A 24,785-nucleotide genomic window follows, 5' to 3' on the forward strand; every position below is an offset into this window, starting at 1 on the left:
TTTTATTTTACCGAATAAAATTATTATAAAGGAGTAGATAAAGTGGACATATTAAAAAACCGGAATTTCCTCTTATTATTTTTAGGGAGAATTTTTACAAACATAGGAGATAGCTTGTATTATGTAGCAGCAATGTGGCTCGTATACAAATTAAGTGGTAATCCTTTTTATTCTGGATTGGCTGGTTTCCTTACGTTATTACCTTCTGCATTACAATTTCTTACTGGTCCATTCGTCGATAGATGGTCAATAAAAAACACCCTCGTCATCACACAAGTTTTGCAATGCATTCTTATTTTAATCATTCCAATTACACACTACTTCGACCTACTAACAGTCCACCTACTACTCATCATCATGCCCATCTTAGCTTTTATTGAACAATTCGCCTATCCCGCACAATCGAAAGCTTTACCACTTCTACTGCATAAAACACAATTATTAAAAGGAAACTCACTCTTTTCATTTGCATATCAAGGCATTGATTTAATTTGTACGACTCTTTCTGGAATATTAGTAGCACTATTTGGCGCAATTACTTTATATGTGATCGACTCCTTTACATTCGCGATTACTGCCCTTTTGTTCTTTTCATTAAAAATGCCAAAACAAACTGAAGCAGACACAACACTTTCAACAAAGCAATATTTCTCTGATTTAAAAGAAGGCTTTTCAATCGTCTTTCGTTCATTGATGGGTGTCTTCTTAATCGGTTCCGTTGTCGCTAATTTTTCAATCGGTATGACGATGGCAATACTCCCTTCTTTCGCTGATTCTTTAGGCGGTGTGAAATTATATGGTTTCTTTTTAGCCGCTATATCCGCTGGTTGTTTAATTGGAGCACTATTCAGTTCATGGGTTGGTAAATATAATGTTGGCCGTGTCTCCATTATTAGCTTTGCAACTGGCGCTTTCTTTTGGTTTCTCTCTACGGTTGTACCGTTTCAATGGTTATCCATTTTTTTATTCGGCTTAGCTTGGATACCAATTGGTGCGACCAACATATTATTTGCAACTATTGGTCAAATTGTAATTCCAAACCAATATCTTGGACGCATCAATTCAGTCACACGGAGTATGGGCACAATTGCTATGCCGCTTGGCTCTTTAATTGGCGGATACACTGCGAATGTATATAGTAGCCAACTCATTTTCGCGCTTGCTAGTATTGGGATTTTATTCATTTCCCTCGTATGGCTACTTCATCCGAAATTACGGGCTTTGCCGAAAGCAGATGAAATTACAGCGGATACTTTTGAGCTTCAGTTTAAGGAAGAACGGGTGAAAGATACTGCTTTGTAACAGAAATGCAGTACGTGAAATTTATATCAGCGATTTTTCAAATATATCAGCGCAAATAGAATTATATCGGCGATTTTCAAAATATATCGGCGCAACTCAAATTATATCAGCGATTTTCAAAATATATCGGCGCAACTCAAATTATATCAGCGATTTTCCGATTATATCGACTTACCGACATAAAACGACAAAAAAAGAGGCCGTTCCGAAACAGCCTCTTTCTTTCCATCTATTTCGGAAGCTCCACCCGAACGGTTGTTCCTTCCCCCTTCGTACTATACACCGAAACGTTTCCATGATGCAGTTCAACAATCTTCTGCACAATCGACAACCCTAAACCGCTACCTTCTACGTTTCTCGTCCTTGCTGTATCTACTTTGTAAAAACGGTCAAAAATACGATCCATTTCTTCTTTTTCCATACCGATTCCGTTGTCTGATATAGAAATAATGACACTAGACTCTAACTCTTCGACGAAAAACTCAATCGTTCCACCATCGTTTGAAAACTTAATGCTATTCGTAAAAATGTTACTCCATACTTGATGAAGTAAGTTTTCATCACCTTTTATAGTGATATCTGGCACATCAAATTCAACGGCGATATCTTTTTCCCGCCATTTCCACTCAAGCATAAAAATGACGTCTTTAATTTGCTTCTGCAGATTGAATTCTCTTATTTGTAGAACCTTCTCTTCTTTATCTAATGACGCAAGGGTAAGTAACTGTTTACATAAACTAGACATTCGCTTACTTTCGCCCTCAATAATTTGTAAATAATGATTTCTTTCTTCCTCACTCATCTTTTCTGTTTGCAACGTTTTTGAAAAACCTTGTATGGAAGAAAGTGGCGACTGAAATTCATGTGAAACGTTCGAAACGAATTCTTGTCTCATTTCATCTAGTTCTTTAATACTCTTCGTCATCTTTTGGAAGCTTGTAGATAACGTTCCTATTTCATCTTTTCGTTTTACATCTAATTCAATTTCATATTCCCCACTCGCAATTTTTTGCGTAGCCTTCGTAAATTTACGGATTGGGCGAACGATGTAACCTGCTGCAATCGCTATAAAAATAATACTTAATAGTACGATAAACCCTAGTAATACCGCTAGAAAAATTCTCATCTCGCCGAATTGTTGTTGAACGTCAGGGCGAATGAATAAAGCGTACTGTTTATCACCGTGTTGTACTGGGACACCGACGCTATTAATTAATTCATTATCGAAAAACCCTGTAATAAAGAGGCGCGTTGGATATGTAGAAACACCATTAAACGTTTCTCCTTGCAATACTTTATGAACAGTAGCATCGCTAATAGACGTCTTACGAAACGCATTACCGATACGCTTTCCATTCTTTTGATCATCGACAATATAAATTTCATACCCTAACTTTGCAATAGAATGTAAGTACGCCTCTTGATTTTCTTCACTTTGCTTTTCATATAACGATTTAACTTCTTCAGCATACTTTAAAATCTTTTCACTGTTATACGGTTTTAACTTCACTTGATAATATACGTTCGTTAATAAAAAGCCGATAATACTACTAAGTAGCATAATGCCGACTGTCATAAATACAAATCTAGAATATAGTGATTTCATCTTATTTCAACTCCAACTTATACCCGAGGCCGCGCACTGTCGTAATTTGAAAATCATCCGTTCGTTTTGAGAAACGATCTCGCAGCCTTTTCACATGAACATCAACTGTTCGTTCATCTCCTTCAAAATCCATTCCCCATACTAATTCAATTAGCTCTTCTCTTGAAAATGTTCTTCCAGGATAACTAGCAAGTTGTGATAATAACTCAAATTCCTTTAAAGGAAGCAAAATTGTTTGACCGTTACACTTTACTTCTACACCTTTTCGATCAATTGTCGTTCCGTGCAACGTAATAATATCTGCACTCAGCATTTGATAACGTCGTAATAAAGCTTTCATACGGAAAATCACTTCAGCTGGTTCAAATGGTTTTACGATATAATCGTCCGTACCAGAAATAAATCCTTTTTCTTTATCAACTAACTGATCTTTCGCCGTTAATAAAATAACCGGTATATCATGATACTTCCGGATTTCTTCACATAACGTATAGCCATCAACGAACGGCATCATAATGTCTACGATCGCAAGATGAATATTTTCCTTCTCTAAAACGTCTTGCGCTACCTTTCCATCTTCTGCTTCAAAAACTTTAAACCCCTCTTTTTGTAAATGGTAATGCAACAACTCTCTAATATGCTTATCATCATCAGCTAATAAAATATGTATCATCTTCATTAAACCCTCTCTTGTTCATCCTTCTACATCCTTACCTTAAGAAACAATTGAATTTTTTGCAAGAAAAAGAAAAAGAATCTATTTTGAAAAAAGACTATTCAAAATAGATTCTCACGTTTTAGTATTAAAATTATTTTAATCAAAAACAATTTCTAAGCCTTCGAAATATCAACAAATCCTTCTCCGAACACATCACGAACATCGTGTATAGCGATGAACGCCGCCGGATCCGTAGTTTGAACAATCCGTTTTAGCTTCACTACTTCTTGCTTATTAATAACAACATAAAGAATATCCTTCGGCGTTTTCGTGTAATAGCCATGACCTGAATACACGGTAACCCCTCTCCCCATTAAGGTTGTCACCTTCCCGGCAATTTCATCTGGATTATCAGAAATAATCGTAATAGCCTTCTTCGGATTTAACCCTTCAATTACAAATTCCATCACTTTCGTTGCTACATATAGCATAATAATTGTTATCATCAGTTTTTCTGCACCAATGATGAAATAAGATGAAAACGCAACGATTAAATCGAAGAACAGTAGACCGTAGCTAATACTCCAGCCTAAATACTTATGCGTCATTCTTGCTAAGATCGTAGTACCTGCTGTCGTTCCACCAACGCGAATGATAAGACCAATACCACACCCGATAAATATTCCTCCGAAAATGGCATTTACAAGCATTTCATCCGAAGCAATTGTCCAGCCTTCTGTTAAATGAAGAAATAGCGAGTTAGTCACTACAGCGATAATCGTATAAATTGTTGTGATTTTATTTAAAAATTTATAACCTACTATTAACAAAATCGCATTTAAAATTAAGTTAACTAAACCTGGTGACCATTCAAATAAATAGTACGTAATAATCGTGATACCTGTTACCCCACCTTCACCAAACTCGTTCGGGATAACAAATAAATTGACACCTAACGCAAAAAGAAATGCACCAATAATAATAAAAATAATGTCTGTCGTTCTTTTTTTCATACAGTACCTCACTTCTTATGTAAATATTTATTCTGTCATAAACTCTCACCATTATATCGTGGAATATTCAAATCGAACAGTGGTTTGTTTTTATTTTAATATAAGATAAAAAATCAACATTATTTATTATGTACTGCAAATAAAATTTTGATTTCAACCGTAATTTACTCTTAAAAAGAAATGCTGAACATTGACTTGCGCAAATTTCAAATAAAAAAGTACCCATCTAATTGTCATACGCAATGAGATGGGTACTGCATGATACATTTAGTTTTTACATGTATTGTTTGGAGAAAATTGCAAATAACGACCTATACTCGCCTTATTAAGACCAAATCCATACATCATCATTATTTTCAGCGTTCGTCTTTGCTTCATGAACTTTTTCAATATGATCAACTGTGTTCCAGTTAATAGAAATACCACCCCAGCCTACATACTTCATATCAATTTTCACTTTCTCACCCGCATTAAATACTTGTCCCTTTGTTAAGAAAACATCAATAATAGCTTTCTTTCCATTTAGCGATGGATACTCAACTACAACATATTTAGTAGCACCGTCTCCCTCATCTTCCATCGTTCCTACTTTTGATACTTCTCCAATTACATAATTAGGTGAGCCATCTTCTTTCATGTGCATACCTAAATTGTTTGTTGTATTTTCAACTGCAGTTGCAACCATATATTCTGTAAAATTACGCATCATAGATCCAGTAGCTTTTACTTCATCTCCTACTTTCACATTTGAAAGTGAATCAATATACACACTAACCGGTTCCTCATATTGCTTAGATTTTACAACAATTACACCGTTATCTACTTCTACTACTCGTCCTTCTAACGTCGAGAAATTCGATTCAATAGAAGCTGCACTCGCTTTTGTTACTTCTAGTCCTGGTAAATTTGTTCCTGATAATGCTGCGATCCCTAAAGCACCTGCTAAAATTAATTTTTTCATACCCATTATGAAACATCTCCATTCATGATGATTTTATTTTTTTGATTGGTATCGACCAACCTGTAATCATTATAGTTACAGGTAGTGAAAATAACAACCGTTTTCCTCATGCAATGTTGCATACTGTAATTTTCAAATATAAATCGGTTATTCCTATATTCAACACTAAGACTGAATTCTTGAATCCCAGCAGGTAAACGGATTGATGATGAAGAAACTAATGTCATACATCATGTTTTTCAATGATACAGTTTGTATAATCGTAGTCCATTACATTATGTAGGAGCGGAGTTAACATGTTAAAAAAACCAAAGAGATTACAGCCAGGAGATACCGTGGCGACAGTAAGTCCTTCTTGGGGAGGAGCAGATAACGATATGACAGGACTCAAATAAATAAAAAACACTCCTATAAGATATGACTGTGAATTGGTACTTTTCAAATGATATGAAGATTACTTCTCTAATGATAAAGGGGGATTTACGTGTATGGACGTAACATTTACAGTAAGTAAATGGGATGAAAAACTAATTGATGATACTAGAAAAGATTTCCCTATTAATATTGCCCATGTTGAATATGATATTGATGGAGAATTAAAAGGAAAAGCTTTTGTTGAATACTTATTATATTATCTAGACTCAAATATAAATGATGGTCACTTGGCTACGGCTAAAATTTCTGGATTTTTACACTTTGAAGGAATTTATAAGGGGCAACAAGGGACATTCACAGCTATAGAGCAAGGAATATTTGATAAAGGAAATTTAGATTCCCCAGGAACAATTATTAAGGCTACCGGTAACTTAGAAAATCTGAGAGGGTCCTATAATTATCAGTTTACAGGTCAAACTAGTAAACTAATTTTAGAATTTGAACGTTAGCAAAATACCTTATAATTTAGTGGAAAGGACATTTCTTGTAATACTAGGAATGTCCTTTTTGTTGACGAGCTGATTCAACTATTTTCTAATAGTTAAGAAAAGAACAGAATATACGTTATGGGGGAATTAAAACGCTAAGCCTGAGAGGCATGGAGAACCCACTTATTCATTACTTCTCCTATTAAAGAATAATCCCCGAAAAACTTCCCTTCATAACTTCTTTTCCAACTTGATTCACACATGTAAACATCGCAATTATCTTTGTACGTTTTTTTCATCAGGTTCTAATTGTTCAATTGTTACGTCACAACGAATAGTTACTATTAATTGGTGACTTTCGATCAAATGAAAATCGCCTCTTATAGAGAGCAGTTTTACTTATATTTATTCTTATGCAAATTCTGAAGCATATTCTTCGTATGTCTTTAATGTATTAAGCAATCGAGCTGATTCAATCATGATTTCGTTCGAAGAATCAGTTACACAAATGACAATAAATCGATTATCATCTCTATCTCCAAACAATCCTTCTGATTCAAGTTCCATTAACACATTTAACGTTTCTTTCAACAGTGTATTTACTCGTATGTTAAAGTCATCTTCGACGATATTATGATATTTCTTAATAATTTTTTTCACTTCATCAAACATTCCAAAATCGTCCCATTCGCTCCACTCAACAGATCCGTATCTATAATAATTGTATAAAGGATCCGATTTATTAACTTTGATTAGTCTTTCTTCATTAGCCACTGGTCCAATGCTATTGACACAATCGTCTGTTAATATGGAGTACCCATATATTGTGTCAACACCGCACCTAGTTAAAAGTTCGTTATAATGACAACGAATTGCATTTTTCAATTCAACATAAAAACTTTTTTGAAGATGCATTTTCATCGTATTTCCTCCATTTTTTTGTAGCGACCTGCTGTTACATATTTCAATCTTAACATGAAAATCAACATTAAACGTTAACTGAGCCAAAATAAGAAAAACCGAAACTCAAATCATTTCGGTTTTTCAAAACTATAGAAGTCAATATTTACTTTAAAGAATGAACAAACAACCCACTACGCAGTTTCGGTTCAAACCACGTTGATTTCGGCGGCATGACTTCTCCGGCATCTGCGATTGCTAATAAATCTTCCATAGATGTCGGATATAATGCGAATGCTGCTTTGTATTCGCCGCTGTTCACAAGGCGTTCTAGTTCTTCTAGCCCCCGTATTCCGCCAACAAAATCAATGCGTGAATCAGAACGCGGATCATGTATTTCAAGTACTTGGCTTAATAAATGATCTTGCAGGATAGATACATCTAAACCTCTAACAAGATCATTCGCATCAAATGTTTCTTCTTTCACAGTAAGCTTATACCACTTCTCATTTACATACATTCCAAATGCTTTTGGTTCATTTGGTTTATACGGAGAAACAGGTGCTTCTTCTACATAGAAGTATTGCTTGATTTGTTTTAAAAACTGTTCTTCTGATAAACCGTTTAAATCTTTCACAACTCGGTTATAGTCCCAAATCGATAATTCATCATGAGGGAATAGAACCGATAAGAAGAAATTAAATTCCTCTTCTCCTGTGTAATTTGGATATTGTTCTCTTCTCATAAGTCCTACTTTTGCAGCTGATGCAGAACGGTGATGCCCATCTGCAATATAAAGATTAGGAATATCTTCAAATGCGTTTACTAAAGTCGTAATTACATCTTCATCTGCAATCTTCCACGCAACATGCTTAACACCGTCTTCTGCTGTAAATATATAAATTGGCGCATGCTCTTCTTTCCAGCTTCTAATTAAATGCTTTACTTCATCTTTTGTACGGTAAGTTAAAAATATCGGACCTGTATTTGCGTCACACACATCTACGTGGCGAATACGATCTAGTTCTTTTTCATGACGTGTTCTTTCATGTTTTTTAATTGTATCATCTTCATACTCATCAATAGATGTACAAACGACAAGGCCTGACTGCGTTCTTCCTTGCATCGTCAGTTCATAAATATATAGCGCTGGCTCTTCATCTTGTATGAACACTTCTTCTTGTATAAATTGCTTTAAATTGTCGCCCGCTTTTTCATACACGCGATCATCATACGGTGACAATTCAGGATCTAAATCAATTTCTGCTTTATCAACATGCAAGAAAGAATATGGATTCCCTTTTACAACTTCCCTTGCCTCTTCACTATTTAATACGTCATACGGTAAAGCTGCCACTTGTGCCGCTTTTTCCTCTACTGGACGAATGGCCCGAAACGGTCGGATTTTTGCCACATTCCTCTCTCCTTTACACAATCATTCGAACGGCTACAACACCTGTAATTTTGCTTATATTTTCTACAATATTCTCTTTTATTATATCATCAATTCCGTTATCGATATCAATCATTGTGTATGCCCAAGAATGTTTACTACGATTAATCATATCGGCAATATTAATATGATGTTCCGCTAAGCATCCTGTAATTTGCCCTACCATATTCGGGACGTTTTGATGCATAATTGTAATTCGTTTCTTTCCGATATACGGCAATTCTACGTTTGGATAATTTACTGAGTTACGAATATTTCCTGTCTCTAAATATTCACGTAATTGACGCGCCGCCATTACTGCACAATTTTCTTCCGATTCAGACGTTGATGCGCCAAGGTGAGGCGTCGCTGTTACATTTTTCATCTTTATTACATTTTCATTCGGGAAATCCGTTACGTAATGTGTAATAATATCTTCTTCTAATGCTGTTTGAAGAACCTTTTCATCTACAAGTTCTCCTCTAGAGAAATTAAATAGACGCATCCCTCTTTTCATCTTCTCTACAGCGTGTTCCCCAATGATCCCCTTCGTTTGATTCGTAAGAGGAATATGCAGTGTAATATAATCACACGTTGCAAAAATTTCATCAAGGCTAAATGCTCTTTGCACATGTGTAGAAAGACGCCAAGCTGTTTCAACTGAAATATAAGGATCATATCCGATAACATCCATGCCTAACGCTAACGCATCGTTCGCAACTAAAGCACCGATTGCACCAAGTCCGATAACACCTAGACGTTTCCCTGCAATTTCTGATCCAACAAATTGTTTTTTTCCTGATTCAACAAGCTGTGGTACTTCTTCACCCTCTAAGTTTTTCGTCCAACTTACACCATTAATAATGTTGCGTGAAGACATAATAAGACTGGCAATAATGAGTTCCTTTACTGCATTAGCATTTGCCCCCGGCGTGTTAAATACTACAATTCCTTTTTCTGTACATCGCTCGACAGGAATATTATTTACACCAGCGCCAGCTCTTGCAATCGCCTTTAAGTCTTTTGAAAACTCTTCTTGATGTAAAGAGTAGCTACGAAGCAAAATTCCATCTGGATGATTGATTCTATCTCCTACTTCATAACGTTCTTCAGTAAAAACTTGCAAGCCTTTTTCTGCAATTTGATTTAACGTTTGAACACGAAACATATCCCCATCTCCCTATCTATTCTCAAGCTCAAATTCCTTCATATAATCTACTAATCGTTTTACGCCGTGTGCTGGCATCGCATTGTAAATACTGGCACGCATACCGCCAACTGAGCGATGTCCTTTTAACGTAACAAGGCCGCGTTCCTTCGCTTTTTGTAAAAACTCATTGTTAAGTTCTTCTGACGGTGTTGTAAATGGAATGTTCATAAGTGATCGATACGCAGGATCAACTGGTGAAGTAAACAATTTAGATTCATCTAAAAAATGATAAATAAGTGAAGATTTCATTCTATTTTGTTCTTCAATCGCAGATACTCCGCCTTGCTCTTTCAACCACTCTAGTACAAGTTTTGTTACGTAAATACTAAAGGATGGCGGTGTATTATATAAGGAGTTATTTTTACTGTAAGTTTCATAATTTAACATTGTCGGACAAGAGCAATCTGCTCCCCCAATTAAATCTCTTTTTATAATAGCAATCGTTAAGCCCGCAGGTCCTAAATTCTTTTGCGCCCCCGCGTATATAAGACCAAACTTCGAAACATCATATTGTTCTGACAAAATATTTGAAGACATATCCGCAACGAGCGGCACTCTTTCTATATGTGGAATATCCACATATTTTGTCCCCTCAATTGTATTATTCGTTGTAATATGTACATAATCTAGTTTTTCATCGCTTAGTAAACCGTCCAGTTTAGGAATCGTAGTAAACTTCTCTTGCTCGGAAGAAGCAATTACTTGTACTTCCCCAACTTTTTCGGCTTCTTGCAGTGCCTTTTTAGACCATGAGCCAGTTAGTACGTATCCAGCTTTTTTATACGTATTCATTAAGTTCAGTGGTATCATAGAAAATTGTAATGACGCACCGCCTTGTAAAAATAAAACTTCATACTCATCAGGGATGCTCATTAATTCACGAAGTAAGTTACTCGCTTCCTCTATAATACTTTGAAAATAAGAAGATCGATGACTCATTTCCATAATAGACATGCCTGTCCCGTTATAATTTACAAGCTCCTTTTGCACTTTCTCTAAAACTGGCAAAGGGAGTATTGATGGTCCTGCTGAAAAATTATAGACTCTCTCCATTACCCTCATAACCTCCCTATTTCTCATTTTTATTAATTTTTAAACTTTCTGAATTATAACCCAAAATATAATACGTGGTCAATTTGTTTTCTATTATTACGGCGCAAGACGCAATGGAATCGCTTGCATGTGCAAACTATTTTTATAAACATACAAAAAAGTGTTAAGTACATAATCGTACTTAACACTCTAGTAATAAAGTATAATTGCTAATTATCCGTGAAGAACCGATCAAAAATTTGATAAATAGCAGAAAGACCAATGAGCCAATAAATAGTGTCCACAAGCGCCGGCATAGAACCAAACCATTTCTCAACTACATTGTAATCTAACGCTACAAACAACCAATTCAAACCGCCGAGAATCACCAAAATTACTGTAAGGTAAGACAAAAATTTCATTATGATTGCCCCCTAGGTGATAAGATGGTGAAAGGCCTTTCACTAGAAATATATGTAGTAAACTTCAAAACTTACCTATTTTGTAAAAATTATTTTCGGTACCAGCCGTTAATAACTGCCTCCGCTTCTTTACTATGTATTTGATACGGATGTGTACTATCATTAGAGCCAATAAACCAAATTGAAAAACCTTTAAAATATGGTTTCGGTTCTAATACATCGCGGTAAGCACGCCATCCATTTAATTGTACATCTTTCGAAAACACATTAGAAACATCTGGATTCCACGGATTTTGCAGTCCAAGTTCACGCGCTGGAACGTTAAATCCACCAAAATAAACTGGCTTTCCTGTTGCATTATGTAATTGTTCCAATTGCTGAACAACATTTTGCCCACGATTATATACTGTTGTCGCAAATAAACTTTGCTTCACTTCTTCATATGTTGGATTTCTTTTTCCTGAAACTTCAAACCAACTGTCTATGCTAACAATATCCACCTTTTTTAAATACGGGCGATTGATTTTCTCTTTAAACTTCGCTTCATAAGAAGGGTCCCAGCTTGCTGTTAACCACCAGTTCATTTGATACAAAACATTTCCTTTATACTGATTACGAACAAAATCAATTGTATCGCTCCAGTATCCTTCTGCATACTCCATATTCACGAAATTAGAAGCAATCTTTAGTCCATACACATTGTATTTACTTGTAATGGAGTTAAAAATATCTTGCAGAATAACCGTCTTCCAATTCCAGAAGAAATCATTAATGTTACTTGGGTTCCATTCTGTCTCTCCAACATTCCCCTGCTGAATATATGGGAACGGTTCCACTATAACTTGAATATTACGCTTTAATAATTCTTGAATTAAAATAATAGCTTGTTGCTTTTGCGCTTGATTAATTACCATGTTAGTAGAAGTCACATTTGGGATATCTACTTGAATCGGTACATTTACTGTATTTAAATTTAAGCGCTCCACATCCGCTAATACTTTCGCTACATTTCCAACTTCCCATACTGTTACGTTTCCTGATTTGATTTTTCCAGATTGAACAGTATTTACATCTGCCTGTACATTTCCTTGAAAACAAAAAGAAAACAACATAATAAACACTCCTAAAAAACTTATTAAACTCTTATTTTTCTTCACAACTTTCCCCCTATAATTTTTGGCTTTCTTGATTATTTTATACAACGTTTCACATTTATTCCAGAAAAAAAATGAAGTGCCGTTCAACTATATTCATATAAATCTTCTAAAAATAGTAGGAAAAATAAAAAAGGAGCAGATTTCCGCTCCTTTTTATCCTTTTACGATTGAAATTATTGAATCCCTTCTGGTAACTTAATTGAATCAAACTTTTCATATGAATCAATCTTTATACTCACAACTGCATCCAATTTTTCCTTATCTGTACTAGCTTTTTTATCTGAGTTACTTTCACTCACTTTTATAGTTGTTCGCATCTCTTCAAATTTATAATCTTTTGTTATTATATATTCAATGTTAAACGCATCCATATTAAATCCTTCCGTTAATTTTTTCATATCTCCATTAATTTTTTGTAACGTATCTACCGCTTCTTTTCCCTTTAATTCAAGTGTAAGTTTATATGTGTCTCCATCTTTCTTTGCCTTCATTTTCTTTGCCAAAGCTTCTGGTAAATCTAACTCATTAAGTAAATTTTTACTGACCATTACATCATTTACATTAAATTGATCATTAGGTATCGTAACTAACTCTCCTGTATCAGGGTTTTTCACTTGAGCAGCGACCTTTCCATCTACTTCATACGTTACAATATCTGTACCACTTATTTTCATTTCAGCTCTAGAATTCTTCAGTTTCGGCTCCATTTGTATTTTCATTTTAATTTCTTCTGATTGGCCGCTCCCCTTCATTGACATAAGAGATGTCAATGTAAGATATTCCTCTTGTTTTAATCCGTCAGCTGCTTTTTTAAAAATATCTTTCGCTACTAACTCTTTTTCTTTTTTTACAGATACTGTTTTAGGTCCACTTGTTTTTTCACTGCTACAACCAGTTGTTAAACCTACTATTAGCGCCAAACTAGATATTACAACCATTTTCTTCATACTGATTCTCCCCATTTCCCACTTAAAAATATTTTCATCCCATGTATAGTAAATCAACTGAAATAAATATATATACAATAATTATTTAACCTCTAAACGAAACCAGTTATTCAATCCGTATACTAATGTAACTAAAGCTCCTATCACACCAAAAACAACAATATTTATACCAATTGACGAACCAAATAAAACAGCCATCATTGACACCATCAGTAATAGCATAGCAATACTATTTATCTTAATTTCTACTACATCGCCATCCTTTACTTTCTTTTCTTTACTTCCAAAAAAGAATTGTTTTACTTTAATATTCGCTTCATCTAATTCAAAAGGAAGCGTATATTCTTCGTTATTCTCAAGTTTCATTACTACTTCGTTATCTACCTTTACAGCAACTCTTGCTGCTCCTCCCATTACCCCTGTTGCTCTTATTACTTTAATACTCATGCTAAATCTCCTCTCCCCCTATGGCTTCTCCATGTCATTCATTTTTGTAATTCTTCTCTTATGAAATCCTTGAATATAAAACAAAAAATGTATTTGTATGACACCGAAATCTTTTACGCTATACACCCATTTCTCGTTAAACAAAATATTCCAACAGAAATTATAACAAGTTCCTGCAAATTTTTTTGTCAAATTTTGTCGCGTTTACAAAAAAAGAGACTCTTACATATAGTAAAAGTCTTTTCTATCATTACCGTGGCTGTAACGTTAACATTTTCCCTTCTATTCCCGCTGTATTCAGTGTAGTCGTATGATAAATCATCTATTTGATCATGATACCAATCCCTTCTAAAAGGATAAAAATCCTCTTCCCCCTAATTCGCTTCTATTATGAAAGAACCTTTTGAAACATTGAAAAACCCCCTTCATTTTCCTACCAATGAAGGGGGTTTTTCTTATCGTTCGCTACGCCAACTTTCATTATGCCCAAGATTTGAATCTGTCGCTACTTGCACATCATATAACATTTCACTAAAGAAGCGTTTATCTACTTCTTTTGGTACAATGCGTCTTTCATCATCAATCTCATCGTATTCATATGAACCACGATTCACTGTACCTGCTTTATAAAATTGAATGTCAAATACACATACATCTTCTTCATCTTCATAACCAATCGGCGCTCCGCTAAATGACAATTGCACGCCTAATCCGGTACGAGTATCTTCTTTGTAAAATGTATAATACACACCGCCATCTTGAACAGACCCACGGATCCATCCAAGCTTCGTCATCTTACCGAATAACGAACGACCATTTAGTAAAATACCGCCAAATCTCTCAATAGCACTCTCATCATTCTCTTCTACTACAAACACTGGACGCTCAATTTGTAGGAACGGCTGAACAATTCCCGCACTTTCTAATTGCTCTTTCCATAATTCCTTCTCCGCCCCAGACAATTCTAACGGATGAACGAAACCAATAACAGTGCCAGATGAAAGTTCATAACTCTTCCCGTCAATTGTACAGAACACGCCACCTTCTGCATAACGGAATGCCTTCAGCAACTTCCCTTCCTTATACTCACCCCAAATGAGTGAAATAGAAAATTGCTTCATAATTGGATTATCCATAAATACAGACTTCCATGCATTATGTGACCAATAACGCTTTAATGAAAGTGCCGTTTCCAATCGTTGTTTTTGCATGGAAAGAGTATTTCGGAGTTCCTTCTTTAAAGAGGCTAATTCTTTTTTAGCCTCTTCAGCCTTTTCTACATCATCTTTTGCATTCGGCTTTGGAAGTGACTTCATACGTTTTCCTTCTTCTGTCTCTAATTCAATTTTTGACTCTGTAGTTAAAATGGCAGTAAAACTTCGATTCCCGAAATCAATTATTTTTTCACCATGTATAGTAAAGCCGAGGTCCGGCACCAATTGATCTTCCAGCTCTTCCTCTGTTATACCACGTGTTTTCGCAGCAAGACTTAGCGCTTCTTTTGCTGCATTACGTACTTGCTTATGTTTATATTTAAATGCTATTGCATGAATAGACATAAGTGCAAGCTTAGATGAAGACAAACCTAAAGCACGAACGGCATCCGCTGCTATCTTTCCTCTCATTTGAAGCACCCATTCATCAATTTGCTTTATAAGTATGTCGACCATTTTGTCGTCACTATACATTCCGTATAGCGAAAGAATTCCACGTTTCTTCACATCTGCGTCTTGAGAAATCCATATTTGATATATTGTTTGCACATATTCTTTTAAGTCCTCTTCATTTAAAGCTCTACCAATTACTTCTGCTGTTTCTTTCTTCTCAATAACAGCATCTGAAATATACTGTTGTAAATAGGCTAACGGAATTGCAGCATCAGCAATTTCATCAGAGTCACGTAAACGGATTTGTGGCTCATCCCCAATCAATTGCAGAAGTGAATTTCTTGTTTGTTCAGTTAAAATACGTGCACATAGTTCTTCTATCTTTTCTTCCTCCGTTTGAAATAAAAACGAGAATTTTCCTGCGAAAGATTCATTTTTACTTTCTTGCAAAGCTTCCTGTACAAGTTTCGTATATTTTTCAAGCTTATACTCTATAAGTATTTTCATCACATTTTCACGAACAATTTTCTTTTTATTATGAAGTTCAACTGCTACATCTGCTGCAGCTTCTACATCTTTTGAAAGCAGTTTAACTACAGACTCACGCATTTTTTTAGATGAATCTCCTAAGCTTTTAATTAAAATTGGACGCATTTTAATCATGTTATCCTTTGCTAACTCTTCTAAAATATATGCTTTGGCCACAGCAGAATACTCATTAAATCGTTCAATGATGTACGCTTGTTCTTTTACAATTACACAAACAAGCGCTTCCTTCGCCTTATTTCGCTCTTCACTGTAGCATGCAGCTTCTTCAACTGCATAAGCGATAAGCTTTTCCTTACTTAATCCATACGAAAGCAGATCTTCTAATACTTGTTTCGGTTCTACTCCTCTGACAGAACATTCGTAAAGAAGTTCGTATAAATTAACACTATCTTCATCTCCAAACTGTAGTGTAAGTACAGCTTCCCTCTTCGCTATATCATCTATATCCCAAAGAAGCGCAACCTCTAACACCGGCATACCCCAATACATACTTCTATATTTCGGATTTTTAAGTATTTGCTCCATATCCTCAAGTGACAATTTCCCTAGTAAATAATCACGATATGTATCCCGCACTGTAGACAATTTTATTTGCAAAGCAGCAACAAAAAATTCTTCTCGCATTTTCCCTATATTTAGCTCATATCCTTTTTCAGCTAACGTGCGTGCGATGATGAGATAATTCATTTTACTTACATATTGCAAAGTACGTTGAATAAATTCAGGATCTTCCTCCAACATAAAGCATAGCAATTCATATTCATACGTCTTACAAAAATCCTCACTATTTAAATCATGTTGCCTTAGACGATGCGCAAAAAATCTTTCCTTAGAAATCCAAAACTGTGTACAAAAACTTTGAATTTCTTCATATGTTTCTCTATTTACACTACCAGTTTTTTTGTAGTTTTGAGACTGACCGAGAGTGTGACACATATAACGTGTTGCATAGTTTATAAAACCCCAAACATTTTTCTTCGCCAATATTTCAATATATCGCCTCGCAACATTCGAATATTTATGAACACAAAATAATAGCCGCCAAATATGTTCCGGTAAATTCCCACCTATAAATACTTCACTATCATCTTTACCTTTTAAATACCGTTTAACTGCTTCAACCTTTTCCTTTTCCCCTAGCAGTTTCAATATAAATTCTGTATGTTCTTCTAACCTCTCATTCAATAAAGAACTATATGTACGAAACTTTTCATAATCTACATCAAACATTACAAGAAGTAATGTTACTTGCTGGTTAGTTGGTAAAGTATGTAATTCTCCCTCTATATAGTTCGGATTCTCTCTTGTTAACTCTCTAAGAAAAACATCTGCTTCATTCACATAACTTGAAATACTGGATAAATATTTACATGCGATTGCTACAAGTTTGTCCAAAGGAAGTGCACTTTTTTCTAAATAAATCTTCATTTTAGAAAAACTGACATGCGCAAAACGGACTACAAGAACATTTAATAATTGCTCCTCGAGTATATGGTAAAATAATCGAAAAAAATCCGGATTTTGTTTATGCACTTTCCTAAAATCGTTTATAAATCGCTCCGCAAAATCGCTTCTTTTTTGATCACGAATTGTCGTTAGTTGAATATCTTTTAAAATCTCTTCTTCTTTTGTCTGTAAATATCGTTGTGATAATTGTTTCTGTTCTTCTGTCATATTAATATATTGAAACAACTCAGATGTACTAGTAGTCAAACTTTGTACCCCCCGCATCTTTTTATCTATTATAAAAATACCCTTATTTAATGGTAGTATAGCATAAATCTCACAAAAACGAACATACATTCTATGTTAAGTTAATGTAAATTAAAATACACTACTCAAAATACATTTCCTTCTCTCTAAACTTCCCATTACGCACTTCTCCCCACTAAAATCCTTTAATTTTTCACTACACCAATTCCTCAAAATCCCCCTCACATAAGCTAACGTTTTCTTATTATTTTCAAACGCAATTTTAAGTACCTCTAACACTTTCTCTCCAGAAAGTCTTTGTATCCAATTCTTCAATTCCTTCACAATATATGGGGATAAACTACTAATATTTTGTTCATAAAACTTATAAACTTCACTATTTGGAACGTCCTCTTCTATGGTTTCCACCTCTATCTCTTCCGCTTCTTCTTTCTCTTCAATAACTACTTGTGAACTACTATTATCCTCTTCTTTTGGCATACCAAAATGCTGCAATAATAATGGAATCTTGTATTCTTCTTCAAGGCATTTACGTAAAAATATATGTATGAACTCATTACTTTTTATAGTCTTTAACTCACGTAATACGCACTTCTCCACATTCGTATTTGAAATAGGGTTATAGTGTAACCAATTTATTATGAATACCTCTTTCGTTTCCGTATCATATAAAATCTTTCCATACTCAACAAACCTGTTTAGCAACTTCTCAACAGTCTCCATACTATAACCTGTTTCAAGCTCTGCCACACGCTTCGGTAATATGTAAATACCACATTGCTTTGTTTTCGTACCAGTTAACAAATATATGTAAAAATAACGCTCCTCTGGCGTTAAATCTAATATGAATTCATCTTGCCAAAAGTTCACCTGCACATTACGGTATACCGCCATATGTTTCCCTCCACTCTTTGCTAGTAAATAGGAAAATTTTAATCCTTCATTATAAAGATAGGCATACGGGAATGGTTTTGGCATTCGAATTACAATTTTTTTACTACTACAACGCCGGTTTCATTTTTTCGCGCTTGTTTTGTTCTTGTTTTTGTTTTTGTTTTTTCTTAGTGATTTATTACTTGGTAGGGGCTTATAAGGGGCTTGGAAGGGCATTCTACATTACAATCTATGAAATACAATTTGTTCTTCCTACTAAATAGGAGCTATTCCAAATTATTATTTTGGATAGCTCCTTTCAAATTCTTCTTATTTTTTACTTCTACCAATGTCAGCTTCTACATACCATTTATTCTGCTATTTGCGGGCAGTAAAACTCTCATTTCAAAATTCGGTGAATAAACTGCTCGATTGCAGTGCGAGTGGCCCTCACTGATTAAAGTTTCCTTTTATTTTTGCATTGAATCTAACATCTTCACAATAAAGGCAGCTGCCTGACCACGAGTTGCTGTACCTCGGGGATCAAACTCATTATTTCCAATACCATTAACTACCTTTAGACTGTATAATCGTTGAACCGATTCTTTGTATGTTATTAAATGCTTATCTGTAAATGGTAATGCTACTAACTCACCTGTAATTCCTTTATATCGTAATGCTTTGTCAATCATAATAGATACTTCTTCACGAGTAATTGGTGAGTTAGGATCAAAAATCCCTCCACCACGACCATTAATAATTCCTACACTTGCACAACGTTTAATACCGTCATGAAGTGATGGATGTGCCTCATTAATATCTACAAATGACTTATTTCCCTCTGGTAGTTTAAGAGCATTCGAGATTAATTTCGCAAACTCCGCTCTCGTTACATTTCGATATGGCGCAAATACACCATTACCTTCGCCTTGCATAATACCTAGACTGTTTAATTTACGAATATGCTCTTCAAACCAGCCACCTGTAATATCATCTTTTGGTTTTTGTACTTCTTCCTTAGGCTTTTGTACTTCTTCCTTTGGTACATTGTAGTTAATTTTAATCCAGCTTGGGTCATAGAAAATCCATTCTCCATTACCTACTTTATACCAACCATTTTTAACCGCTAATACTTTGTAACGATCTCCGGTTGAAGCTTTACGTACAACACGATGTTCAATACCCGCATCACTACGTACATTGATGCCACTACCATTTACCACTAGTTCCATGCTAGGTTCAGCTGGATTATTTTCATTTGGATTAAATGAGTCATTTTTATCTTGTAAAGGCGTATCAATCTGCGCATTTATATTTGCATACCACTGAATTCCTTGTACGAAACCAGCCCAATTACCACGTGAAATTAAAATGTCAGGACATTTTTTCCCGCTCCATTGTTGATGCTTGTAAATATGATCTGCACCAATTCCTTCTTTGTTCATTAAATAACCTGCAAGTCGTTTTGCATTTTCTAAAGCTTTATTGTAATCACCATCTTGGTTAACCGCGATCTCGATACCGATAGACTCCCTGTTTCCTGATCCATCTCCATCTCCTGCATGCCAACCATTTTCGTTTGTTGGTAAGTGTTGATAAATTTGTTTATCGTCTACAGTAAAATGCCATGAAGCTGTTCGGAAAGTGCCTTCAGTTGCTTGCTTGTATAAATATTTCGCATGATTTTCAGCATTAGCACCAGCGGCTGTATTTGCGGTCTCATGAATTGTAATGTAACGTGCTTTCATCGGATTTGCAGGACGAATATCAGGATTTCCTGCTGGAACAATCCACTCCACAAATGGAACTCCTGCAAGTGTTCCATATTTCTTCGTACTCTGTGCACTATATTGAATACCTCTTGGCTTTGCAACAGGTTTCATTTGACGATCAGATCCATCATTTCGACCATCTACAGATTCAAATGCCTTTTCAATGTTTGAAATAGCTTCCTTTTCTGCTACTTGTCCCTTCTTAGCATTTTGCATTTTGTTTAATTCTTCTGTTTCATCATGTTTATGCTTATATTCTTCTAAAAGCATTTTTTCATTTTCAGATACTTCTGCTTCGTTAATTTGTACATGATTAGGAACTTCCAACTTGAAATTAGAATAATTTAATCCGCTCGTTCCGTGTTCTCCTTGGGCAATATTAAGTTGATCAGTTTGAGAGTTGTTTATCTCTTCTGCTGATGCTGATAAAGGTACGCTCCCTAAAATCACTAGACTTGTTGATAGTGCGATTACTTGTTGTTTGATTGTCTTATTCATTATTATAATAAATACATACACACTCCCACCGTGTATGTATCTCAACCTCCCTTTATTGTCACATTAATTTTTAAAAATATGAATCTACTATGTACTTCTATTATATTTTCTTTTTATTTATATATTTTAATTATTTTATACCCATTAAGAAAATATTTATATGTCATCCCTACAGATGAATTTCATCTAATATACTTTTTATAAAATTCGTCAACAAACATTATTTTACAACTAATTACAAATACCGTCAAAATAATCAATTTAAACTTAGACAAATAACTGGCATACAATTTCATAATAAGAGATCCTATACTATCGAAATACATCTATTACAAATTCCCTTTAACGTTTTCAACAATCTCATTTATCGTATTCCGATCAAACTTATCACTAATTTCATATGACTCACGATCTCCTACGAATTGCACGCCTACGATATCATTGCGATCCTTACCGTATTGCACTTCAATAATAGATCCACGCTCTATTTGTTTCCAAATGAGACCTGCTTCATCTTTATTATCTAAAATAATGCAGTCTTCAATATTTTCGTCAATCCCAATTAACTTATTATCATCCATATATCCAATCTCGTATTGTTGCCGTTCTTTCGCTTTGCCACTTACTAATATACCTTTGCTACCATATGAGTAATCCATATAGTCCTTTTTCTCCGTTTGTACCGCTTTCGGCTTTTGTGCTTCAGTTTTTTCAGCAGCCCCACAACCTGTAATAAGACTGATTGGGATAACCACTATTAATACTAATCTAGTAAATTTTTTTATCATTTGTAACCAACCTCATATATTTAATGCAAAACTCCATTTATTACTCTATTAAAGAATAACATGATACTAAGTAAACAGAACGAAAGATAACATATTATTTACATACTCGCACTTTAATGAAGGACCAGGCCATTTAAACCTAGTCCTACATAACTTTAACTTTGCTTCACATACTTAATTGTATTAAATGACGTCTCATTAAATAATTGCAAGTTTTCCCCATCATAATCTTGAACTTTATATGCTATTTTCTTTTTTTGAATTGTATCTTCTACACCGTCTACTAAACGTTTATTGAGATGTAAATAGATTGTAAAAGCTTCCTTATCATATTCCCAAGTTCCTTCAATATAATTCTTTTTATTTGGATACTCACCTTTACCATATGTTTCAAATGTCTTATCACCTTTTAAAATGAGTGACATATTGAAACCGTCTGTTCCTTGGAATCCCCAATTACCGATTAATTCCGTACCATCTTTCACATTCTTCATAACATTATCTGTATTAATTCCAGCTTTCTTATCTAACTCTTTCAAATCTTTAATTGATACTGTACCATCACCGATTTTAATATCCCCTTCAAGATCTTTGAATGCCTTAAGCCAGTAAATATCTCCTTCTTTCACTAGCTTTTCAGATTTCTCTATTAACTCTTTATCAGTCTTATCACCTTTTTCTCTTTTTTCTTTTCTGGTGAATACTTCATTTATTAAAGAAAAAGACTCTCTAAAATAACTAATTGCTTTTTCAAAATCTTTTTGTTGGTTTACATACTCTGTAGGGGGATCTATTGACTCAAATTTATCTAACACTTTATTTAATTCTTTCACACTATCTACTATATCTGATTTCTTTTTCTTACCGTCAAAAACCTCTCTTGTAATATTGTTATGCTCCGCAAACAACTTATCAAACTCTACTCCTAATTTATACACTTTATTAGGATAGTCTTCCTTTGAAACTTTTTCTTTCTTACTATTAGACTTCGATTCTTTTACTTTAGACTCTTCCGTTTTCTCCTGTTTAGAAGTGTTCGTTTTCTCAGAAACTCCACAACCAAATAACAACATGACCGGAACTGCTACCCCTAGTAGTTTCTTTGCATTCATGACTGATTTCTCCTTCTACTTGAATAGATTACTCTTGCTATACCCATCCTCTTTTTTTATCTTGTAATTAAAGTTACAATCGCAATAACTCCTAGAATCGGTCCCCAATATTCCATTTTTATAAAAAATAATGAGTGCTTTTTGTTAAACATAACTTTTTCACCAGTTTCGGCATCTATATAAACTTTCCCATCTGGCTTATTAATATATTTACCTAAATACCAAGACATAACCCCTGATATAATAAACATTACCGCCATTGGCCAACTATGGTCTTGAAAATATGTAGCGTCCCCCGTTATAGATCCAAAGATAGCCTTACCCAAAAGAGTATTAATAATTACAATAATTGCGACTAAAAAACCCCAACCAGACCAAATAATCATCTATTTCTCCTCCTAAAGCGTACAACTTTGTACTTTATGTTAATTTGAACTGCAAACGAAAATGTTTAAAAAACCGAATATTCAGACGTTAATAATTATATTTAGCTTACATTCGATTCTAACTTTAATGTCCTAAATGCAAATGAACCAGATATAATTTGTAAAATTGTCGGAATAAGTAAAAAGAATAATGACATAAATAACATAACTATAGGAATCACAATCATACAAACTCCATAAACTTTATTATTAACCTTGTTTACTAAACACGATAAAATGAACAATCCTATTTGAACCGTTAAAATAATAGAGTAATAAGCTAAAAGTTCGTAATCAACACCTTCCATAATATTAAACGCTACAACTATTAATATTATGGAAATAATAATTCCCAAAATGCCACCAATTAAACCTAATACGAATTCAGGTGTTCTTTTCAATTCAATCCCCCTTTTATGAACCACTAACAACTTGTATATTTTTCCCATTCACCATCATACCAAATATTCATTGGAAAAACTATACAAATGTATTTTTTATTCTACTATACTTTGCTTCTAACTATAGATAGCTTGTAGCAGTCACAAAATCAAAAGCTTCAAAATTACTAACTGGTTTTGATACCTTTAGAAAGTAGACATACCTCTTGAATACAATTAGTATTAACATATGAAATACGAAAAGCTTAAAAAGGCTTTCACATGAAGAAAGGAAGTTGCACAACTATGGATCTTAAAACAGTTATGCAAGAACTTGAAGCTCTAGGTAAGGAACGAACGAAAAAAATATACATATCTAACGGTGCGCATGAGCCAGTATTCGGAGTAGCTACAGGTGCTATGAAACCAATCGCTAAAAAAATAAAATTAAATCAAGAGTTAGCTGAAGAGCTTTATGCCACAGGTAACTACGATGCTATGTACTTTGCAGGTATTATTGCCGATCCAAAAGCTATGAGTGAGTCTGATTTTGATCGCTGGATAGACGGGGCATATTTTTATATGCTATCTGATTATGTAGTGGCAGTAACTTTATCGGAGTCAAATATTGCACAAGATGTTGCTGATAAATGGATTGCAAGTGGGGACGAGCTTAAAATGTCTGCCGGATGGAGTTGCTACTGTTGGCTTTTAGGAAATCGCAAAGACAATGAGTTTTCCGAAAGTAAAATTTCCGATATGCTTGAAATGGTGAAAGATACAATTCATCATTCTCCAGAACGAACAAAATCCGCTATGAATAATTTCCTAAACACTGTGGCAATATCATATGTACCACTACATGAAAAAGCAGTCGAGACTGCAAAAGAAGTTGGTATAGTTGAAGTCAAACGTGATAATAAAAAAAGCAGTTTGTTAAATGCTTCTGAAAGTATTCAGAAAGAACTAGATAGAGGAAGACTTGGTTTTAAGCGTAAGTATGTAAGATGTTAAAAGTATGAAGGTGTCAATCTAGGAGAGATTGACACCTTTTTTGTGGACATTACTAGACTAACGGAGCTGCAAGTTAAAGGGAACCAATCATTCATCTCCCACTA

At 34.5% G+C, this 24,785-nt stretch carries 22 protein-coding genes; 3 read left to right on the forward strand and 19 right to left on the reverse strand.

What is annotated here, in order from left to right; all coding sequences use genetic code 11:
• The first annotated feature begins 42 nt into the window (after positions 1–42).
• Positions 43–1,302 carry an MFS transporter gene (locus tag D1166_RS04250; protein WP_000353360.1) on the forward strand — a complete coding sequence of 420 codons (1,260 nt, stop codon included), beginning with the start codon at positions 43–45 and terminating at the stop codon, positions 1,300–1,302.
• Positions 1,303–1,531: 229 nt separating this feature from the next.
• Here D1166_RS04250 and D1166_RS04255 read toward each other — a convergent pair whose 3' ends face one another.
• The 4 genes from D1166_RS04255 to D1166_RS04270 all read right to left on the reverse strand — a co-directional run bounded on the left by D1166_RS04255 (position 1,532) and on the right by D1166_RS04270 (position 5,546).
• A complete protein-coding gene (locus tag D1166_RS04255; protein ID WP_000839491.1) occupies positions 1,532–2,908 on the reverse strand; it encodes a sensor histidine kinase in 1,377 nt (458 codons plus the stop codon).
• Position 2,909: 1 nt separating this feature from the next.
• The gene (locus tag D1166_RS04260) at positions 2,910–3,587 is read right to left on the reverse strand and encodes a response regulator transcription factor (protein ID WP_000781961.1); all 678 of its coding nucleotides are present in this window, start codon (positions 3,585–3,587) and stop codon (positions 2,910–2,912) included.
• Positions 3,588–3,739: 152 nt separating this feature from the next.
• The gene (locus D1166_RS04265; protein WP_016118250.1) at positions 3,740–4,579 is read right to left on the reverse strand and encodes a YitT family protein; all 840 of its coding nucleotides are present in this window, start codon (positions 4,577–4,579) and stop codon (positions 3,740–3,742) included.
• A 325-nt stretch (positions 4,580–4,904) separates the two neighbouring features.
• Complete coding sequence (locus tag D1166_RS04270) at positions 4,905–5,546, reverse strand: ATP F0F1 synthase subunit alpha (RefSeq protein WP_025966675.1); 642 nt, start codon at positions 5,544–5,546, stop codon at positions 4,905–4,907.
• Between the two features lie 482 nt (positions 5,547–6,028).
• Here D1166_RS04270 and D1166_RS04275 point away from each other — a divergent pair, with 482 nt between their 5' ends.
• Positions 6,029–6,424 carry a DUF3224 domain-containing protein gene (locus D1166_RS04275; protein WP_000383503.1) on the forward strand — a complete coding sequence of 132 codons (396 nt, stop codon included), beginning with the start codon at positions 6,029–6,031 and terminating at the stop codon, positions 6,422–6,424.
• A 390-nt stretch (positions 6,425–6,814) separates the two neighbouring features.
• Here D1166_RS04275 and D1166_RS04280 read toward each other — a convergent pair whose 3' ends face one another.
• The 15 genes from D1166_RS04280 to D1166_RS04355 all read right to left on the reverse strand — a co-directional run bounded on the left by D1166_RS04280 (position 6,815) and on the right by D1166_RS04355 (position 23,688).
• Positions 6,815–7,324, reverse strand: a complete 510-nt coding sequence (locus D1166_RS04280) for a DUF4303 domain-containing protein (RefSeq protein ID WP_050821991.1) — start codon at positions 7,322–7,324, stop codon at positions 6,815–6,817.
• Between the two features lie 145 nt (positions 7,325–7,469).
• Positions 7,470–8,717, reverse strand: a complete 1,248-nt coding sequence (locus D1166_RS04285) for a DUF1015 domain-containing protein (protein ID WP_088361172.1) — start codon at positions 8,715–8,717, stop codon at positions 7,470–7,472.
• 13 nt (positions 8,718–8,730) lie between these two features.
• Entirely contained in the window at positions 8,731–9,903 is a 1,173-nt protein-coding gene (locus D1166_RS04290) for a 3-phosphoglycerate dehydrogenase family protein (RefSeq protein WP_000490230.1), read from the reverse strand.
• A gap of 12 nt (positions 9,904–9,915) precedes the next feature.
• A complete protein-coding gene (gene serC, locus D1166_RS04295) occupies positions 9,916–10,998 on the reverse strand; it encodes a 3-phosphoserine/phosphohydroxythreonine transaminase (protein WP_088361173.1) in 1,083 nt (360 codons plus the stop codon).
• A gap of 209 nt (positions 10,999–11,207) precedes the next feature.
• Positions 11,208–11,399 (reverse strand): DUF378 domain-containing protein, encoded by a 192-nt coding sequence (locus tag D1166_RS04300; RefSeq protein ID WP_000670803.1) that lies wholly within the window; start codon positions 11,397–11,399, stop codon positions 11,208–11,210.
• 89 nt (positions 11,400–11,488) lie between these two features.
• Positions 11,489–12,556: a glycoside hydrolase family 113 gene (locus D1166_RS04305; RefSeq protein WP_000739772.1), complete on the reverse strand. Its 1,068-nt coding sequence runs from the start codon at positions 12,554–12,556 to the stop codon at positions 11,489–11,491.
• Between the two features lie 173 nt (positions 12,557–12,729).
• A complete protein-coding gene (locus D1166_RS04310; RefSeq protein ID WP_000738991.1) occupies positions 12,730–13,503 on the reverse strand; it encodes a DUF6612 family protein in 774 nt (257 codons plus the stop codon).
• A gap of 81 nt (positions 13,504–13,584) precedes the next feature.
• On the reverse strand, positions 13,585–13,950 hold the full coding sequence (locus D1166_RS04315; protein WP_000025026.1) for a hypothetical protein: 366 nt from the start codon (positions 13,948–13,950) through the stop codon (positions 13,585–13,587).
• A gap of 455 nt (positions 13,951–14,405) precedes the next feature.
• A complete protein-coding gene (locus D1166_RS04320; protein ID WP_097861787.1) occupies positions 14,406–17,819 on the reverse strand; it encodes a DUF4132 domain-containing protein in 3,414 nt (1,137 codons plus the stop codon).
• A 111-nt stretch (positions 17,820–17,930) separates the two neighbouring features.
• Positions 17,931–18,713 carry a DnaD domain-containing protein gene (locus D1166_RS04325; RefSeq protein WP_000312089.1) on the reverse strand — a complete coding sequence of 261 codons (783 nt, stop codon included), beginning with the start codon at positions 18,711–18,713 and terminating at the stop codon, positions 17,931–17,933.
• Positions 18,714–19,162: 449 nt separating this feature from the next.
• Positions 19,163–20,962 (reverse strand): S-layer homology domain-containing protein, encoded by a 1,800-nt coding sequence (locus D1166_RS04335; protein WP_097855648.1) that lies wholly within the window; start codon positions 20,960–20,962, stop codon positions 19,163–19,165.
• A 329-nt stretch (positions 20,963–21,291) separates the two neighbouring features.
• On the reverse strand, positions 21,292–21,750 hold the full coding sequence (locus D1166_RS04340; protein WP_000591634.1) for a hypothetical protein: 459 nt from the start codon (positions 21,748–21,750) through the stop codon (positions 21,292–21,294).
• A 155-nt stretch (positions 21,751–21,905) separates the two neighbouring features.
• Positions 21,906–22,862 (reverse strand): DUF3994 domain-containing protein, encoded by a 957-nt coding sequence (locus D1166_RS04345; protein WP_003313272.1) that lies wholly within the window; start codon positions 22,860–22,862, stop codon positions 21,906–21,908.
• Between the two features lie 56 nt (positions 22,863–22,918).
• Positions 22,919–23,248: a hypothetical protein gene (locus tag D1166_RS04350; RefSeq protein ID WP_000587853.1), complete on the reverse strand. Its 330-nt coding sequence runs from the start codon at positions 23,246–23,248 to the stop codon at positions 22,919–22,921.
• A 101-nt stretch (positions 23,249–23,349) separates the two neighbouring features.
• Complete coding sequence (locus D1166_RS04355) at positions 23,350–23,688, reverse strand: DUF4064 domain-containing protein (protein WP_000831724.1); 339 nt, start codon at positions 23,686–23,688, stop codon at positions 23,350–23,352.
• A 285-nt stretch (positions 23,689–23,973) separates the two neighbouring features.
• On the opposite strand from D1166_RS04355, the gene D1166_RS04360 reads away from it, so the two are divergent.
• On the forward strand, positions 23,974–24,681 hold the full coding sequence (locus tag D1166_RS04360; protein WP_000364670.1) for a DNA alkylation repair protein: 708 nt from the start codon (positions 23,974–23,976) through the stop codon (positions 24,679–24,681).
• Positions 24,682–24,785 lie beyond the last annotated feature (104 nt).

The sequence above is a fragment of the Bacillus sp. ISO11 genome (assembly GCF_003458115.1).
GTDB classification, from domain to species: domain Bacteria; phylum Bacillota; class Bacilli; order Bacillales; family Bacillaceae_G; genus Bacillus_A; species Bacillus_A cereus.

Excerpts from the sequence above, each read along its gene's own strand:
- D1166_RS04255 (WP_000839491.1), bottom strand. The coding sequence starts at position 2,908 with ATGAAATCACTATATTCTAGATTTGTATTTATGACAGTCGGCATTATG.
- D1166_RS04260 (WP_000781961.1), bottom strand. The coding sequence starts at position 3,587 with ATGAAGATGATACATATTTTATTAGCTGATGATGATAAGCATATTAGA.
- D1166_RS04265 (WP_016118250.1), bottom strand. The coding sequence starts at position 4,579 with ATGAAAAAAAGAACGACAGACATTATTTTTATTATTATTGGTGCATTT.
- D1166_RS04270 (WP_025966675.1), bottom strand. The coding sequence starts at position 5,546 with ATGGGTATGAAAAAATTAATTTTAGCAGGTGCTTTAGGGATCGCAGCA.
- D1166_RS04275 (WP_000383503.1), top strand. The coding sequence starts at position 6,029 with ATGGACGTAACATTTACAGTAAGTAAATGGGATGAAAAACTAATTGAT.
- D1166_RS04280 (WP_050821991.1), bottom strand. The coding sequence starts at position 7,324 with ATGAAAATGCATCTTCAAAAAAGTTTTTATGTTGAATTGAAAAATGCA.
- D1166_RS04290 (WP_000490230.1), bottom strand. The coding sequence starts at position 9,903 with ATGTTTCGTGTTCAAACGTTAAATCAAATTGCAGAAAAAGGCTTGCAA.
- serC (WP_088361173.1), bottom strand. The coding sequence starts at position 10,998 with ATGGAGAGAGTCTATAATTTTTCAGCAGGACCATCAATACTCCCTTTG.
- D1166_RS04300 (WP_000670803.1), bottom strand. The coding sequence starts at position 11,399 with ATGAAATTTTTGTCTTACCTTACAGTAATTTTGGTGATTCTCGGCGGT.
- D1166_RS04310 (WP_000738991.1), bottom strand. The coding sequence starts at position 13,503 with ATGAAGAAAATGGTTGTAATATCTAGTTTGGCGCTAATAGTAGGTTTA.
- D1166_RS04315 (WP_000025026.1), bottom strand. The coding sequence starts at position 13,950 with ATGAGTATTAAAGTAATAAGAGCAACAGGGGTAATGGGAGGAGCAGCA.
- D1166_RS04325 (WP_000312089.1), bottom strand. The coding sequence starts at position 18,713 with ATGGCGGTATACCGTAATGTGCAGGTGAACTTTTGGCAAGATGAATTC.
- D1166_RS04335 (WP_097855648.1), bottom strand. The coding sequence starts at position 20,962 with ATGAATAAGACAATCAAACAACAAGTAATCGCACTATCAACAAGTCTA.
- D1166_RS04340 (WP_000591634.1), bottom strand. The coding sequence starts at position 21,750 with ATGATAAAAAAATTTACTAGATTAGTATTAATAGTGGTTATCCCAATC.
- D1166_RS04345 (WP_003313272.1), bottom strand. The coding sequence starts at position 22,862 with ATGAATGCAAAGAAACTACTAGGGGTAGCAGTTCCGGTCATGTTGTTA.
- D1166_RS04350 (WP_000587853.1), bottom strand. The coding sequence starts at position 23,248 with ATGATTATTTGGTCTGGTTGGGGTTTTTTAGTCGCAATTATTGTAATT.
- D1166_RS04360 (WP_000364670.1), top strand. The coding sequence starts at position 23,974 with ATGGATCTTAAAACAGTTATGCAAGAACTTGAAGCTCTAGGTAAGGAA.